The sequence below is a fragment of the Stenotrophomonas sp. 278 genome, from assembly GCF_003935715.1.
Taxonomy (GTDB): domain Bacteria; phylum Pseudomonadota; class Gammaproteobacteria; order Xanthomonadales; family Xanthomonadaceae; genus Stenotrophomonas; species Stenotrophomonas maltophilia_AH.
In genome coordinates, this window is record NZ_RHPP01000003.1 from 1 (window position 1) to 13,203 (window position 13,203).

8 protein-coding genes are annotated in these 13,203 nt (G+C 66.4%); 5 read left to right on the plus strand and 3 right to left on the minus strand.

Going from position 1 to position 13,203, the window contains the following annotated elements:
- On the minus strand, nt 1–402 hold a 402-nt coding region (locus tag EGJ34_RS00895), incomplete at its 3' end, for a PhzF family phenazine biosynthesis isomerase (RefSeq protein ID WP_148100469.1).
- A 164-nt stretch (nt 403–566) separates the two neighbouring features.
- On the opposite strand from EGJ34_RS00895, the gene EGJ34_RS00900 reads away from it, so the two are divergent.
- The 4 genes from EGJ34_RS00900 (at nt 567) to EGJ34_RS00915 (ending at nt 7,155) form a co-directional block, all read left to right on the plus strand.
- Nucleotides 567–3,170 carry a bifunctional aspartate kinase/diaminopimelate decarboxylase gene (locus EGJ34_RS00900; RefSeq protein WP_125358161.1) on the plus strand — a complete coding sequence of 868 codons (2,604 nt, stop codon included), beginning with the start codon at nt 567–569 and terminating at the stop codon, nt 3,168–3,170.
- Nucleotides 3,171–3,242: 72 nt separating this feature from the next.
- A complete protein-coding gene (gene murL, locus EGJ34_RS00905) occupies nt 3,243–4,595 on the plus strand; it encodes a UDP-N-acetyl-alpha-D-muramoyl-L-alanyl-L-glutamate epimerase (RefSeq protein ID WP_125358163.1) in 1,353 nt (450 codons plus the stop codon).
- Nucleotides 4,576–5,985, plus strand: coding sequence for a UDP-N-acetylmuramoyl-L-alanine--D-glutamate ligase (gene murD, locus EGJ34_RS00910; RefSeq protein WP_125358165.1), 1,410 nt, complete (start codon nt 4,576–4,578; stop codon nt 5,983–5,985). The genes murL and murD overlap by 20 nt, the downstream gene beginning before the upstream one ends.
- A 375-nt stretch (nt 5,986–6,360) precedes the next feature.
- Nucleotides 6,361–7,155: a dienelactone hydrolase family protein gene (locus tag EGJ34_RS00915; protein ID WP_125358167.1), complete on the plus strand. Its 795-nt coding sequence runs from the start codon at nt 6,361–6,363 to the stop codon at nt 7,153–7,155.
- 155 nt (nt 7,156–7,310) lie between these two features.
- Here EGJ34_RS00915 and EGJ34_RS00920 read toward each other — a convergent pair whose 3' ends face one another.
- Nucleotides 7,311–8,309, minus strand: a complete 999-nt coding sequence (locus EGJ34_RS00920) for a polyprenyl synthetase family protein (protein WP_125358169.1) — start codon at nt 8,307–8,309, stop codon at nt 7,311–7,313.
- 155 nt (nt 8,310–8,464) lie between these two features.
- Between EGJ34_RS00920 and EGJ34_RS00925 the strand changes: the two genes are divergently transcribed.
- Nucleotides 8,465–10,078 carry an alpha-glucosidase family protein gene (locus EGJ34_RS00925; RefSeq protein ID WP_125358171.1) on the plus strand — a complete coding sequence of 538 codons (1,614 nt, stop codon included), beginning with the start codon at nt 8,465–8,467 and terminating at the stop codon, nt 10,076–10,078.
- A gap of 284 nt (nt 10,079–10,362) precedes the next feature.
- Here EGJ34_RS00925 and EGJ34_RS00930 read toward each other — a convergent pair whose 3' ends face one another.
- On the minus strand, nt 10,363–13,116 hold the full coding sequence (locus EGJ34_RS00930; RefSeq protein WP_185750023.1) for a TonB-dependent receptor: 2,754 nt from the start codon (nt 13,114–13,116) through the stop codon (nt 10,363–10,365).
- Nucleotides 13,117–13,203 lie beyond the last annotated feature (87 nt).

The following is a 13,203-nucleotide window of genomic DNA, read 5'->3' on the forward strand; positions in this document are numbered from 1 at the left end:
GGTTACCTCCGCCACTGCCGCGCGCGGTGTGCGGATGGCGATGCTGCGCTGCGCGCCTTCGCCGCTGATCCGCAGTGGCAGCTGGCCGGCAATCCCGTCCTGCACCAGCACCCCGTCCACAGGGGCGGCCAGACCGGCCTCGAGCACCGCATGCGCGGTGCCCACGCTCGGGTGGCCGGCGAACGGCACTTCCTTCTGCGGGCTGAACATGCGGATCCGGTAGCTGCTGCCCGCGGTCTGCGGGGCGAATACAAAGGTCGTTTCCGGCAGTCGTGTCCACCGCGCAATGGCCTGCATGCTGGCCTCGTCCAGGCCCTCGGCGTCCAGCACCACCGCCAGCGGGTTGCCGGCACCCGGGTAGGGGGAAAACACATCCAACTGCAGAAAACGACGCGAAGACATGGCGGCCAGGATCGGGGGAACGGGCAGGCAGCTTAACAAGTGAGCCGCCGCGCCGCCGCCGGGGCAGGGGGCGGTGGCCCAGCAGGGGCCGGGCTTGGCATAGAATCGGAGGTTCGTCCCGGTGTGCCGGGCGAACCCCCTCCATTACCTATATTTCTTTCTCCATGTCAGCTTCCCCCCTTGTCGATCGCTGGATCGTACTGAAGTTCGGCGGCACCTCCGTGTCGCGTCGTCACCGCTGGGACACGATCGGGAAGCTGGCGAAAAAACGTGCGGAAGAGACCGGCGCGCGCGTGCTGGTGGTGGTCTCGGCGCTGTCCGGGGTCACCAATGAGCTGACCGCCATTGCCGACGGTGCCGCCGACAGCCGCGCCCGCGTGGATGCGCTGGTGGCCCGTCACCGCGAATTCCTGGGCGAACTGTCGCTGGACGCAAGCGCGCTGGACGAGCGCCTGAACGCGCTGCAGGGCCTGCTCGACGATCCGCGCGCCACCGCCCGTCCGCTGGACTGGCAGGCTGAAGTGCTGGGCCAGGGCGAACTGCTGTCCTCCACCCTGGGCGCAGCCTACCTGCGCGCCAGCGGCCTGGATTTCGGCTGGATGGATGCCCGCCAGTGGTTGCAGGCGCTGCCGCCGCAGCCCAACCAGAGCGAGTGGTCGCAGCGCCTGTCGGTGAACTGCCAGTGGCGTTCGGATGCCGACTGGGCCGCGCGCTTCCACGCCCAGCCGACCCGCATGCTGATCACCCAGGGTTTCATTTCCCAGCACGCCGATGGCGGAACCGCCATTCTCGGCCGTGGCGGTTCGGACACCTCAGCGGCGTACTTCGGTGCGCTGCTCGGTGCCAGCCGGGTGGAAATCTGGACCGACGTGCCAGGGATGTTCAGCGCCAATCCCAAGGACGTACCGGATGCGCGCCTGCTGACCCGCCTGGATTATTACGAAGCGCAGGAGATCGCCACCACCGGCGCCAAGGTGTTGCACCCGCGCTCGATCAAGCCGTGCCGCGACGCCGGCGTGCCGATGGCCATCCTCGACACCGAGCGCCCGGAACTGCCGGGTACCAGCATCGACGGCAATGCCGCGCCGGTGCCGGGGGTGAAAGCCATCAGCCGCCGCAACGGCATCGTGCTGGTGTCGATGGAAGGCATCGGCATGTGGCAGCAGGTCGGCTTCCTGGCCGACGTGTTCGGTCTGTTCAAGAAGCACGGCCTGTCGGTGGACCTGATCGGTTCGGCCGAAACCAACGTCACCGTGTCGCTGGACCCGTCTGAAAACCTGGTCAGCACCGACGTGCTGGCCGCGCTGTCGGCCGACCTGTCCCAGATCTGCAAGGTCAAGGTGATCGTGCCGTGCGCCGCCATCACCCTGGTCGGACGCGGCATGCGCTCGCTGCTGCACAAGCTGTCGGACGTGTGGGCGACGTTCGGCCGTGAGCGCGTGCACATGATCTCGCAGTCGTCCAACGACCTGAACCTGACGTTCGTCATCGACGAAGCCGACGCCGATGGCCTGCTGCCGATCCTGCACGCCGAGCTGATCGACAGCGGCGCGATGCCGGTGGAAGAGGGGGAGGTGTTCGGCCCGCGCTGGCGCGAAATCGCCGGCACCATCCGTCCGCGCGAAACCGCCTGGTGGCGTGGCCAGCGCGAGCACCTGCTGCAGCTGGCCCAGGCCGGCACCCCGCGTTATGTGTACAACCTGCCCACGGTGCGCGCCCGCGCCCGTGCGCTGGCGGCGATCAAGCCGATCGACCAGCGCTACTACGCGATCAAGGCCAACAGCCACCCGGCCATCCTGGAACTACTGGAGCAGGAAGGTTTCGGCCTGGAGTGCGTGTCGCATGGCGAACTCAAGCACGTGTTCAACACGCTGCCGGCGCTGTCGCCGCGCCGCGTGCTGTTCACCCCCAGCTTCGCCCCGCGCGCCGAATACGAAGCCGCGTTCGCGCTGGGGGTGACCGTCACCCTGGACAACGTGGAAGCCCTGCAGCGCTGGCCGGACCTGTTCCGCAACCGTGAGCTGTGGCTGCGCGTCGACCTGGGTCGCGGTGAGGGCCACCACGCCAAGGTCCGCACCGGCGGCAAGGACTCCAAGTTCGGCCTGCCGATCGCCCGCGTTGATGAGTTCGTGCGTCTGGCCACCGAGCTGGGCACGCGCGTGGTCGGCCTGCACGCCCACCTGGGCAGCGGTGTGGAAACCGCGCAGCACTGGCGTCTGATGTGCGACGAACTGGCCGGCTTCGCGCGCCGCATCGGCAGCGTGGAAACCATCGACATCGGCGGTGGCCTGCCGATTCCGTACAGCGCCGACGACGAGCCGTTCGACCTGGACTCCTGGGCGGTGGGTCTGGCCGAGGTCAAGGCCGTGCACCCGGCGTTCCGCTTGGCGATCGAACCAGGCCGCTACCTGGTCGCTGAAGCCGGCGTGCTGCTGACCACCGCCACCCAGGTGGTGGAGAAGGACGGCATCCGCCGGGTCGGCCTCGATGCGGGCATGAACACGCTGATGCGCCCGGCCCTGTACGACGCCTGGCACGACATCGAGAACCTGAGCCGTCTGGGCGGCTACGCCGAGGCCATGTTCGACGTGGTCGGTCCGATCTGCGAGTCCAGCGACGTGTTCGGCAAGCGCCGCCGCCTGCCGGTATCCACCGCGCCTGACGACGTGATGCTGATCGCCGACGCCGGTGCCTACGGCTACGTGATGTCCAACACCTACAACCAGCGTGCGCTGCCGCGCGAGGACGTGATTGATGACACGCCCTGACCGCGCGCTGCACCTTGCCACTGAACGCCTTCGCGCGCCGCCGCGAAAACGCCTCGCCTCACCGGATATGCCATGACTGCTTTCGACAAACACCAGGTTGCCTCGTTCCGTTTCGTCCGCTGCACGCTGGATGAAAACACCGGCGTGGCGCAGCTGGTCTATGCCTTCGACAACGGCCCGGAGCTGGTCGAGACGGTCACCATTCCCGGCGCGCCGTTCGCGCTGGACGGAGCCCGCGCACAGGCGGTGGAGCAGGCCCTGCGCCTGCTGCACCTGTTTGCCGGTGTCAGCTACTACAAGGCAGCGGTGCCCGAAGATGTACGCATCGACAGCTATGCCATCGACGCCGACACCGCCGCGCTGGTGGAAACGGTGTACCTCAACGGCCTGGGCGAGTTCGCCTATCGTAACGGCCTGAACCTGCGCGGACGCTTCCGTCTGCCGGTGCAGGGTGAGGCAGTGACCGCAGCGTCCGCCGGCCTGCGTGAGCACGCCCTGGTCGCCATCGGCGGCGGCAAGGACTCGCTGGTCAGCATCGAGGCGCTGCGCGCGCTGGGTGTCGAAGAAACTGTGACCTGGATTGGCGGTTCGCAGCTGATCCGCGCCTGCGCCGAGCGCACCGGTCTGCCCACGTTGAATATTGGTCGCGTGCTGGCCCCGGAACTGTTCGAGCTGAACCGCCAGGGCGCGTGGAACGGGCATATTCCGGTTACTGCGGTGAACTCGGCGATCATGGCCCTGGCCGCGCTGCTGCAGGGCGTGAACCAGGTGGTGTTCTCCAACGAGCGTTCGGCCAGCTACGGCAGCCAGATTCCTGGCACCGGCGAGGTCAACCACCAGTGGTCGAAGGGCTGGGCGTTCGAGCAGGCCTTCGGGGAGCATCTGGAAAAGCATGTCGCTGCCGACCTGCAGTACTACTCGCTGCTGCGTCCGCTGTCTGAGCTGGCGGTGGCACGGCAGTTCGCCAGGAGCGACTTCTACGACGCGCATTTCTCCAGCTGCAACCGCAATTTCCACATCCTCGGCGAGCGCCCGGTGAACCGCTGGTGCGGCGTGTGCCCGAAGTGTCACTTCGTGTTCCTGGCGCTGGCTCCGTTCATGCCCAAGACCCGCCTGGTGCGCATCTTCGGCCGCAATCTGCTGGACGACGCCGAACAGGCCGGCGGCTTCGACGCGCTGCTGGAGTTCCAGGACCACAAGCCGTTCGAGTGCGTGGGCGAGGGCCGCGAGTCGCGTGCGGCGATGGCCACGCTGGCGGCGCGCCCGGAGTGGAGCGAAGACGTGCTGGTGAAGCGTTTCATCCAGGAGATCCAGCCGCAGCTGGAGGCGTCCGAGCTGAGCATCGAGCCGTTGCTGGTGCTGGAAGGCGAACACCGTATTCCGGCGTCGATCTGGGAGCGCCTGCGTGCGACTTTCGCAGCTTGAGGGCAAGCGGGTTGCGTTATGGGGCTGGGGGCGTGAGGGGCGGGCGGCATTTGCCGTGCTGCGCCGGCGTCTGCCGACCCTGCCGCTGACCCTGTTCTGTCCGGAGGTGGAGGCCGAAACCGCGCGCGCGGAGGCCCGCGGTGCGCTGACCGTGCGCAGCGATGTCAGCGGTGAAGCGCTGGCCGCGTTCGAGGTGGTCATCAAGTCGCCCGGCATCAGTCCCTATGGCGAGGCGGCCCGGCAGGCCGCTGCGCAGGGCACCCAGTTCATCGGCGGCACCTCGCTGTGGTTTGCCGAGCACGCCGATGCCGACGGCACCGTGCGTGACACCGTGTGCGTGACCGGCACCAAGGGCAAGAGCACCACCACCTCGCTGCTGGCGCACCTGCTGCGCGCCAGTGGTGCGCGCACCGGCCTGGTGGGCAACATCGGACTGCCGCTGCTGGAAGTGCTGGAGCCCCAGCCGGCCCCACAGTACTGGGCCGTGGAACTGTCCAGCTACCAGACCGGCGAAGTGGCGCGCAGTGGTGCGCACCCGCAGGTAGCGGTGGTACTGAACCTGTTTCCGGAGCACCTGGACTGGCACGGCAGCGAAGCGCGCTATATCGCCGACAAGCTGTCGCTGGTGACCGAAGCGGCCCCGAGCATTGCCGTGCTCAATGCGACTGATCCGCACCTGGCTGCGTTGGATCTGCCGCATAGCGAAGTGGTCTGGTTCAACCAGCCGCAGGGCTGGCACATGCGCGGCGAGTGGGTGTATCGCGGCGAGCGGGCCGTATTCGATACCGCCAACACGCCGCTGCCCGGCCGGCACAACCGCGGCAACCTATGCGCGGTGCTCGCGGCCATCGAGGCGCTGGGTCTGGATGCGGTCGCGCTGGCACCGGCGGTACAAAGCTTCCGCCCGCTGCCTAATCGGCTGCAGGTGCTTGGCGAGCGCGATGGCCTGCGCTTCGTCAACGATTCGATCAGCACCACCCCGCACGCCAGTCTGGCGGCGCTGGAGTGCTTCGTCGGCCAGCGCATTGCGCTGCTGGTGGGCGGGCATGACCGTGGCCTGGATTGGACCGACTTCATGCAGCACATGGCGCATGACGTACCGCCGGTGGAGATCGTGACCATGGGGGCCAACGGCCCGCGTATTCACGCCCTGCTGCAGCCGCTGGCCGAGGCCGGTCGGTTTGGGTTGCATGCCGCGGGAGATCTGGACGAGGCGGTGCGGATCGCCTGTGACGCGCTGGGTGGGCAGGGTGGGGTGGTGCTGTTGTCGCCGGGTGCGCCGAGCTATGGCGTGTACAAGGACTATGTGGCTCGCGGGCGGCATTTTGCCCAGCTGGCCGGGTTTGACCCGGAGGCAATCACCGCGATTGCCGGGATCGGAATCGCCTGATCGCAGGCGCCGCGTGGACACGCATGGCGTGTCCCAACCGGGCTTGCGAATCCGTGACATCCAACGCGCGCCCCGGGCCGCACTTGCCGCATCCGCGCAACGCCCACGTCTGGACCGCGCGTGCGGCATCCGCGTAACGCCCGCGTCTGGACCGCGCGTGCGGCATCCGCGTAACGCCCACGTCTGGACAGCGCGTGCGGCATCCGTGTAGGGACACGCCATGCGTGTCCACGCGGTGCTGGATCGGCCGTAGAGCCACGCCCTGCGTGGCTGCGCGGTGCCAGACAGGGTCGAAGCCACGCAGGGCGTGGCTCTACGGCATTCCTGTCACACCCCTTGGGGTTACAGTGCACCTTTCTCCGAAGGAGCAGGCGCATGAAGCAGCAATGGCGGTGGGGTGCGGCACTGGTACTGGGCATGGCAGCAGCGCCCTCCTGGGCGGCCATGCAGGCCAAACCGGTCGAATGGCAGCACGACGGCACGACCTTCAGCGGTGTGCTGGTCCATGACGACGAAGACAACGACAAGCGCCCCGGCTTGGTGATGGTGCCGAACTGGAAGGGCGTGAACGCCTCGGCCATCGAAAAGGCCAAGAAGCTCGCCGGCGACGACTACGTGGTACTGGTCGCCGACGTCTACGGCAAGGGCGTGCGCCCGAAGACCGACGCCGAAGCGGGCCCGGTCGCAACCAAGCTGCGCAACGACCGCCCGCTGCTGCGCGCACGTGCGCTCAAGGCGGTGGACGTACTGAAGGAACAAGCCGGCAAGGCCCCGCTGGATGCCAGTCGGATCGGCGCGGTCGGATTCTGCTTCGGCGGCACCACGGTGCTGGAACTGGCCCGTGCCGGTGCGCCGCTGGCCGGCGTGGTCAGTCTGCACGGGGGGCTGGGCTCACCGCTGCCGGCCAAGGCCGGTGGCACGCATCCGTCGGTGCTGGTGCTCAATGGGGCGGACGACAAGAGCGTCACCGCTGCCGATATCAGTGGCTTCGAGCAGGAAATGAACGCGGCCAAGGTGGACTGGGAGTTCACCAATTACAGTGGTGCCGTGCACTGTTTTGCCGAGGCCGATGCGAACAACCCGCCGGGTTGTGCGTATGACGAGCGGGCGGCGAAGCGGGCGTGGAAGAGCCTGGATTCGTTCTTCGAAGGGCTCTTCGACAAGCGGTGATCAATCCCGGGGTGGATACGCCGCGTCGCCGGAAATCTTCAACGCCCCGGTAGGCGACGAAAAGAACGGCAGGAGCCGTTCGCAATGCCCCGGTAGGCGACGACCGTTGGTCGTCGCAGGCCGGCAGGCATACCCTTGGTCGTCGCCCGCCGCAATCAATGCGAACGCTGCACCGCATACCGCGCCAGCCCGCGCAGGGCGGCTACGGCATCGTTGTCGGCCAGGCCATCCAGCGCACGCTCGGCGGCCGCGGCATATTCCTCCGCACGTTGCCGGCTGTAATCCAGCCCGCCGGTGGCGTGGATCGCGGCCAGCACTTCCGGCATGGCCGAGGCGTCGCCGTTCTGCACGATCTCGCGCAGGCGCTCACGCGTGGTCTCATCCGAATGCGCCATGGCATGGATCAGCGGCAGCGTGGCTTTGCCCTCGGCGAGGTCGTCGCCCAGGTTCTTTCCCAGCTCGTCGGCATTGGCCGAGTAATCCAGCACGTCATCGGCGATCTGGAACGCATAGCCCAGGTGCATGCCGTAGTCGTACAGGGCCTGCTGGGTGGCCTCATCAACGCCGCTGGCCAGTGCGCCCAGGCGGGTGCCGGCGGCGAACAGCACCGCCGTCTTGCGCTCGATCACACGCAGGTAGGCGGCTTCGTCGGTGTCCGGGTTGTGCACATGCAGCAGCTGCAGCACTTCGCCTTCGGCGATGCGGTTGGTGGTGTCGGCCAGGATCTGCATCACCGGCATGCGATCCAGTTCCACCATCAGCTGGAAGCTGCGCGAATACAGGAAGTCGCCGACCAGCACGCTGGGCGCATTGCCCCACAGCGCGTTGGCGGTGCTGCGGCCGCGCCGCAGGCTGGATTCGTCCACCACGTCGTCGTGCAGCAGGGTCGAGGTGTGGATGAACTCGATGATCGCCGCCAGCTGGTGGTGTTCCGGACCGGCTTGACCCACCGCGTGGCCGGCCAGCATCACCAGCATCGGGCGCAGGCGCTTGCCGCCGGCAGAAATGATGTGGTCGGCAATCTGGTTGATCAGTACGACATCGGAGGACAGGCGGCGGCGGATCAGCGCATCCACCGCGGCCATGTCAGGCGCGGCGAGGGTCTGGATCTGGGGCAGGCCCAGCGCGGAGCGGGTGTCTTCGGTGATGGTCATGCGGTCGTACTTTCAGGCGTAAGCCCGATTATAGGCCGACCGGGCGTGAATACGTATGCAAATGGCACCACCCCGCAGGAGCCGCCGCTAAGCTTGTCGGGCACGATCCGGCACCCCTGGCGGGTGTCTCAAGGAAGCCCGGAGGGGGGCTCACGATGACGAACACTCCATGGTGGCGCGGTGCCGTCATCTATCAGATTTACCCGCGCAGCTTCCTGGATGCGAACGGTGACGGCGTGGGCGACCTGCCTGGCATCATCGAGCGCCTGGACTATATTGCCGCGCTGGGCGTGGATGCGATCTGGATCTCGCCGTTCTTCAAGTCGCCGATGGCCGATTTCGGCTATGACATCGCCGACTACCGCGACGTCGACCCGCTGTTCGGCAACCTGGAGGACTTCGACCGCCTGCTGGCCAAGGCCCACGGCCTGGGCCTGAAGGTGATGATCGACCAGGTGCTCAGCCACACCTCGATCGAGCATGACTGGTTCCGCGAAAGCCGTCAGGATCGTACCAACCCCAAGGCCGACTGGTACGTGTGGGCCGACCCGCGTGAAGACGGCACCCCGCCGAACAACTGGATGTCGCTGTTTGGCGGCGTTGCCTGGCAGTGGGAACCGCGTCGCGAGCAGTACTTCCTGCACAACTTCCTGGCCGACCAGCCCGACCTGAACTTTCATAACCCGGAAGTGGAGCAGGCCACGCTGGACAATGTGCGGTTCTGGCTGGAGCGCGGCGTGGACGGCTTCCGTCTGGATGCGATCAACTTCTGCTATCACGATCGCCAGCTGCGCGATAACCCGCCCAAGCCGGCCGACAAGCGCGTCGGGCGTGGTTTCAGCCCGGACAACCCGTACGCCTACCAGTACCACTACTACAACAACACCCAGCCGGAGAACCTGCCATTCCTGGGCAAGCTGCGCGCGTTGCTGGACGAGTATCCGGGCGCGGTGGCGCTGGGCGAGATTTCCTCGGAAGACTCGCTCGCCACCACTGCCGAGTACACCAGCGCCGGTCGCCTGCACATGGGCTACAGCTTCGAGCTGCTGGTCGACGACTACAGCGTGGAGTACATCCGCAGCACCGTCTCGCGCCTGGAAGCGGCGATGACCGAAGGCTGGCCGTGCTGGGCCATTTCCAACCACGACGTCGAGCGCGCCGTCACCCGCTGGGGCGGCCATCCGGCCAACCCGCGTCTGGCACGCATGCTGGTCGGCATGCTGTGCTCCCTGCGTGGCTCGATCTGTCTGTACCAGGGCGAGGAGCTCGGCCTGGGCGAAGCCGAAGTGCCATTCGAGGCGCTGCAGGACCCGTATGGCATCACCTTCTGGCCGAACTTCAAGGGCCGTGATGGGTGCCGCACGCCGCTGCCGTGGACCGATGCCGAACAGGCAGGTTTCACCACCGGCCAGCCGTGGCTGCCGATCTCCGATGAGCACCGCGCACGCTCGGTGGCCGGGCAGGAGCACGACCCGCATTCGGTGTTGAACGCCTTCCGCCAGTTCCTGGCGTGGCGACACACCATGCCGACCTTGCTGCTGGGTGACATCCAGTTCCTGGACAGCGCCGAGCCGGTGTTGATGTTCGAGCGCCGACATGCGGGCGAGACCTTGTTGCTGGCGTTCAATCTGTCCGGTGAGGCGGTGACTGCACCGCTGCCGGCGGGGGAGTGGACCGCATTGCACGTGCCGGGTCCGGATGCCGGTGGCATCGACGGTGGCCAGGTGGTGTTGCCCGCGCACGCGATGGTGTGTCTGCGGTTGGGGTAAGGCGCGAAGATTTCCGGTGGTGCATTTTTCAAGGGCGAGGCGGAGACCTCGCCCTTTTTTTTGTGTGCGAAAAGCGTGGTTTCGATGATGGTTACGTCGTCAATGAACGTGGTGACGTTCACGGCCGTCGTCTGTCGACCGACGCTACCAACCAAATCCCCACCCGTCCAGGTGATGCCAGGTACGTAGTGACACGCCATGCGTGTCACCTGAATGCCCCAACGGGCAACAAAAAACCCGCTGCGGTAAGCAGCGGGTTCTCTGGTCAGCAATCACACCAGGAATCAGAACTTGTAGTTCACGCCCAGCATGTAGGTACGGCCCCACTCGACGTACTCCAGCGGGCGGTCCTTCGTGCCTGCATAGGTGCGGTACGGCTCGTTGGTCAGGTTGCTGCCCTGCAGCAGCAGGGTCAGGCCCTTCATGGCGCTGCTGTCGCTGAAGGTGTAGCTGATCTGCGCGTCCGTCACGTTCTCGCCCACCACGTAACGCAGCGTGCGGTTGCCGTTGAAGTTGCCGATCTCACCAATGAAGTCCGAACGACGACGCTGGCTCACGCGCGCTTCAAAGCCATTGCGCTCGTAGTACGCGGTGAAGTTGTACACACGCTCGGACAGGCCCGGCAGGCTGATCGGATCGGTACCCACCGACGACGCGCTTTCCGGATCCATGATCTTGATGTCGCTGTCGTTGAACGTCGCGCTCGCCTGCACGCCGAAACCGCGCAGTGCGTCGGTCAGCATGTCCAGCGGGAACGATGCGGTCAGCTCCAGGCCCTTCAGCGTGCCGCCTTCGCCATTCTGCGGGGCCGAGAACGTACCCGTCGTCAGCAGCGGCGCGGTCATGCCCGGCGGGATCACATAGCTGGCCAGCAGATTGCTGAAGTCGTAGTCGTCCACCGACTGGGTGTAGACGTAGCTCTTCAGGTCCTTGTAGAACACCGCCGCCGCCACGTACGCCTTCTCACCGAAGTACTTTTCGTACGACAGGTCGATCGCGTTGGCGCGCCACGGATCCAGCAGCGGGTTGCCGCCACTGCCGCCCGGCTTGCCGGTGGCCGTGTCCACGCCGAACTCCAGGCCCGCACGCATCTGGTCCACGCGCGGACGCGCGACCTGCTTGGCGACTGCGAAGCGCAGGGTCTGCTGGTGCGGGAACATGAAGGCCAGGTTCAAGCTCGGCAGCCAGTCGGTGTAGGTCTTGCCTTCGTCGATCGGCAGCACTTCCTGGCCCGCCGGACGCGAACGGTCGAAGTAGTTCGACTGCGAGCTCTGGTCGGTGCGGATCATCTGCACGCCGATGTTGCCGCGCAGGCCCACTTCACCGATATCGGTGTTGATGTTGGCGCGCAGCCACGCGGTGGTGGTCTTTTCCTGCACCACCCACGACTTCGGAATCAGGTAATCCAGGTTGGTGACCGGGTTGAAGACCATGTAGCGGTCCACAGCGGCCGGCACGTTCCAGGCCGGGATGTACCCGATGCCGGCAAAGCCCAGGTTCACTGGCGAGTACTGCAGGTCGCCGCCGACGTTGGCGTCGCCCTGGTCACCCAGCAGGATGTTGCCTTCGGCCTGGGTCTTTTCCTTGCGACGGTCGGCGTAGTTCACGCCCACGTCGATGTCCTGGAACCAGGACGACAGCGCCTCCGGCATGTTGAACGTGCCCTGCAGGCGCGCGCCCTTCAGGCGGTCTTCCACCTGCGGCACCTTGCCGTAGCCCGACCCGTAGATCGTGTTGGTCAGGTACAGCGCTTCCGGATTGGAATAGTCCAGGCCCGGGCGGATCTGCGAGAAGCCGTTCGGATTGACGGTCAGGCCGATGGTATCCAGCTGCGGCATCGGGGTGAGCTGCAGGTTGTTTTCCAGGTTCAGCTCGTCGCGCGTCGCCTTGGAGTAGTTCACGTCCGCGGTGATCTTGAAGCTGTCGAAGGTCAGCTCGTTGTTCCAGCCGAACGCGTCGATCTTGTCCTTGCGCTTGTTGTACATGCCGCGCACCAGGGGATATACGCCGCTGGCGGTGCCGCCGGTGAAGCTGTTGTTGCCGTTTACCTGCGGGTTGCTGATGAACAGCCCCGGATCGTAGCCGCCGTTGTAGTTGCTGAGATTGACCTCGAACTGGTTGGCGGTGTCGATCTGCTCGGCTTCGGTGTGGAACGCGTCCAGCGTGCTCGTCCAGGTGTTGGACGGGCGGAACTGGATCGTGGCCATGTAGCCGTCACGCTTGTTGTTGCCGGTACGGCGCAGTGCCTTGATGCCGTCCGAGAAGTACGTGCCTGCGGCAACGCCCGGGCGGTTGCCCTGGTTGGTCTGCTCGGTGGTCCACGGCTCGTACAGGCCCACCTGGTTTTCCTGGATCGGCATGTCGCTGTGGGCGTAGCCCAGCGAGATGCCCCAGGTGTTGTCGGCGAACTGGTCGATGTAGCTGGCGCTGAAGCGGTTGCCGTAGGCATCCACGTTCGCCGCCTTGCCCAGCGAGTTCTTCTGGTAACGGCCGCTGACCGCGATCACGCGCTCGGCGAACGACAGCGGACGCACGGTCTGCATGTCGATGGTGCCGGACAGGCCCTGGCCGACCAGTGCGGCGTCCGGGGTCTTGTACACGGTCACGCCGTTCACCAGTTCGGACGGGTACTGGTCGAATTCAACGCTGCGGTTGTCGCCGGTGCTGACCACTTCACGCCCGTTGAGCAGGGTGGTGGCGAAGTCCGGGGAAAGGCCGCGCACGCTGATCACCTGGGCACGACCGGCCACGCGCTGCGCGGCCAGGCCGGGCAGGCGGCCCAGCGATTCGGCAATGCTGACGTCCGGCAGCTTGCCGATGTCTTCGGCGGAAATGGCTTCCACCACCGAGGTCGCGTCCTGCTTGATCGCAATGGCGTTTTCGATGCCACGGCGGATGCCGGTGACCTGCACGGTGTCCAGGTCGGTCGCCTGGGTGCCGGTGGCGGTGGTTTCGGTGGTGCTTTGAGCCAGCGCCAGTGACGGCGACAGGGCGACGGCCAGCGCGATACTCAGCGCGCTGCGCTTGCGGTTCAACATTTTCCCCTCCCAGGCAATGTTGCCAAACGGATTGTGAGCTGCCCGATGAATTGAGACAGGTGTCACGGCACGGTGGCCGTTGACTGC

Excerpts from the sequence above, each read along its gene's own strand:
- EGJ34_RS00925 (WP_125358171.1), top strand. The coding sequence starts at position 8,465 with ATGACGAACACTCCATGGTGGCGCGGTGCCGTCATCTATCAGATTTAC.
- EGJ34_RS00915 (WP_125358167.1), top strand. The coding sequence starts at position 6,361 with ATGAAGCAGCAATGGCGGTGGGGTGCGGCACTGGTACTGGGCATGGCA.
- EGJ34_RS00920 (WP_125358169.1), bottom strand. The coding sequence starts at position 8,309 with ATGACCATCACCGAAGACACCCGCTCCGCGCTGGGCCTGCCCCAGATC.
- EGJ34_RS00930 (WP_185750023.1), bottom strand. The coding sequence starts at position 13,116 with ATGTTGAACCGCAAGCGCAGCGCGCTGAGTATCGCGCTGGCCGTCGCC.
- murL (WP_125358163.1), top strand. The coding sequence starts at position 3,243 with ATGACTGCTTTCGACAAACACCAGGTTGCCTCGTTCCGTTTCGTCCGC.
- EGJ34_RS00900 (WP_125358161.1), top strand. The coding sequence starts at position 567 with ATGTCAGCTTCCCCCCTTGTCGATCGCTGGATCGTACTGAAGTTCGGC.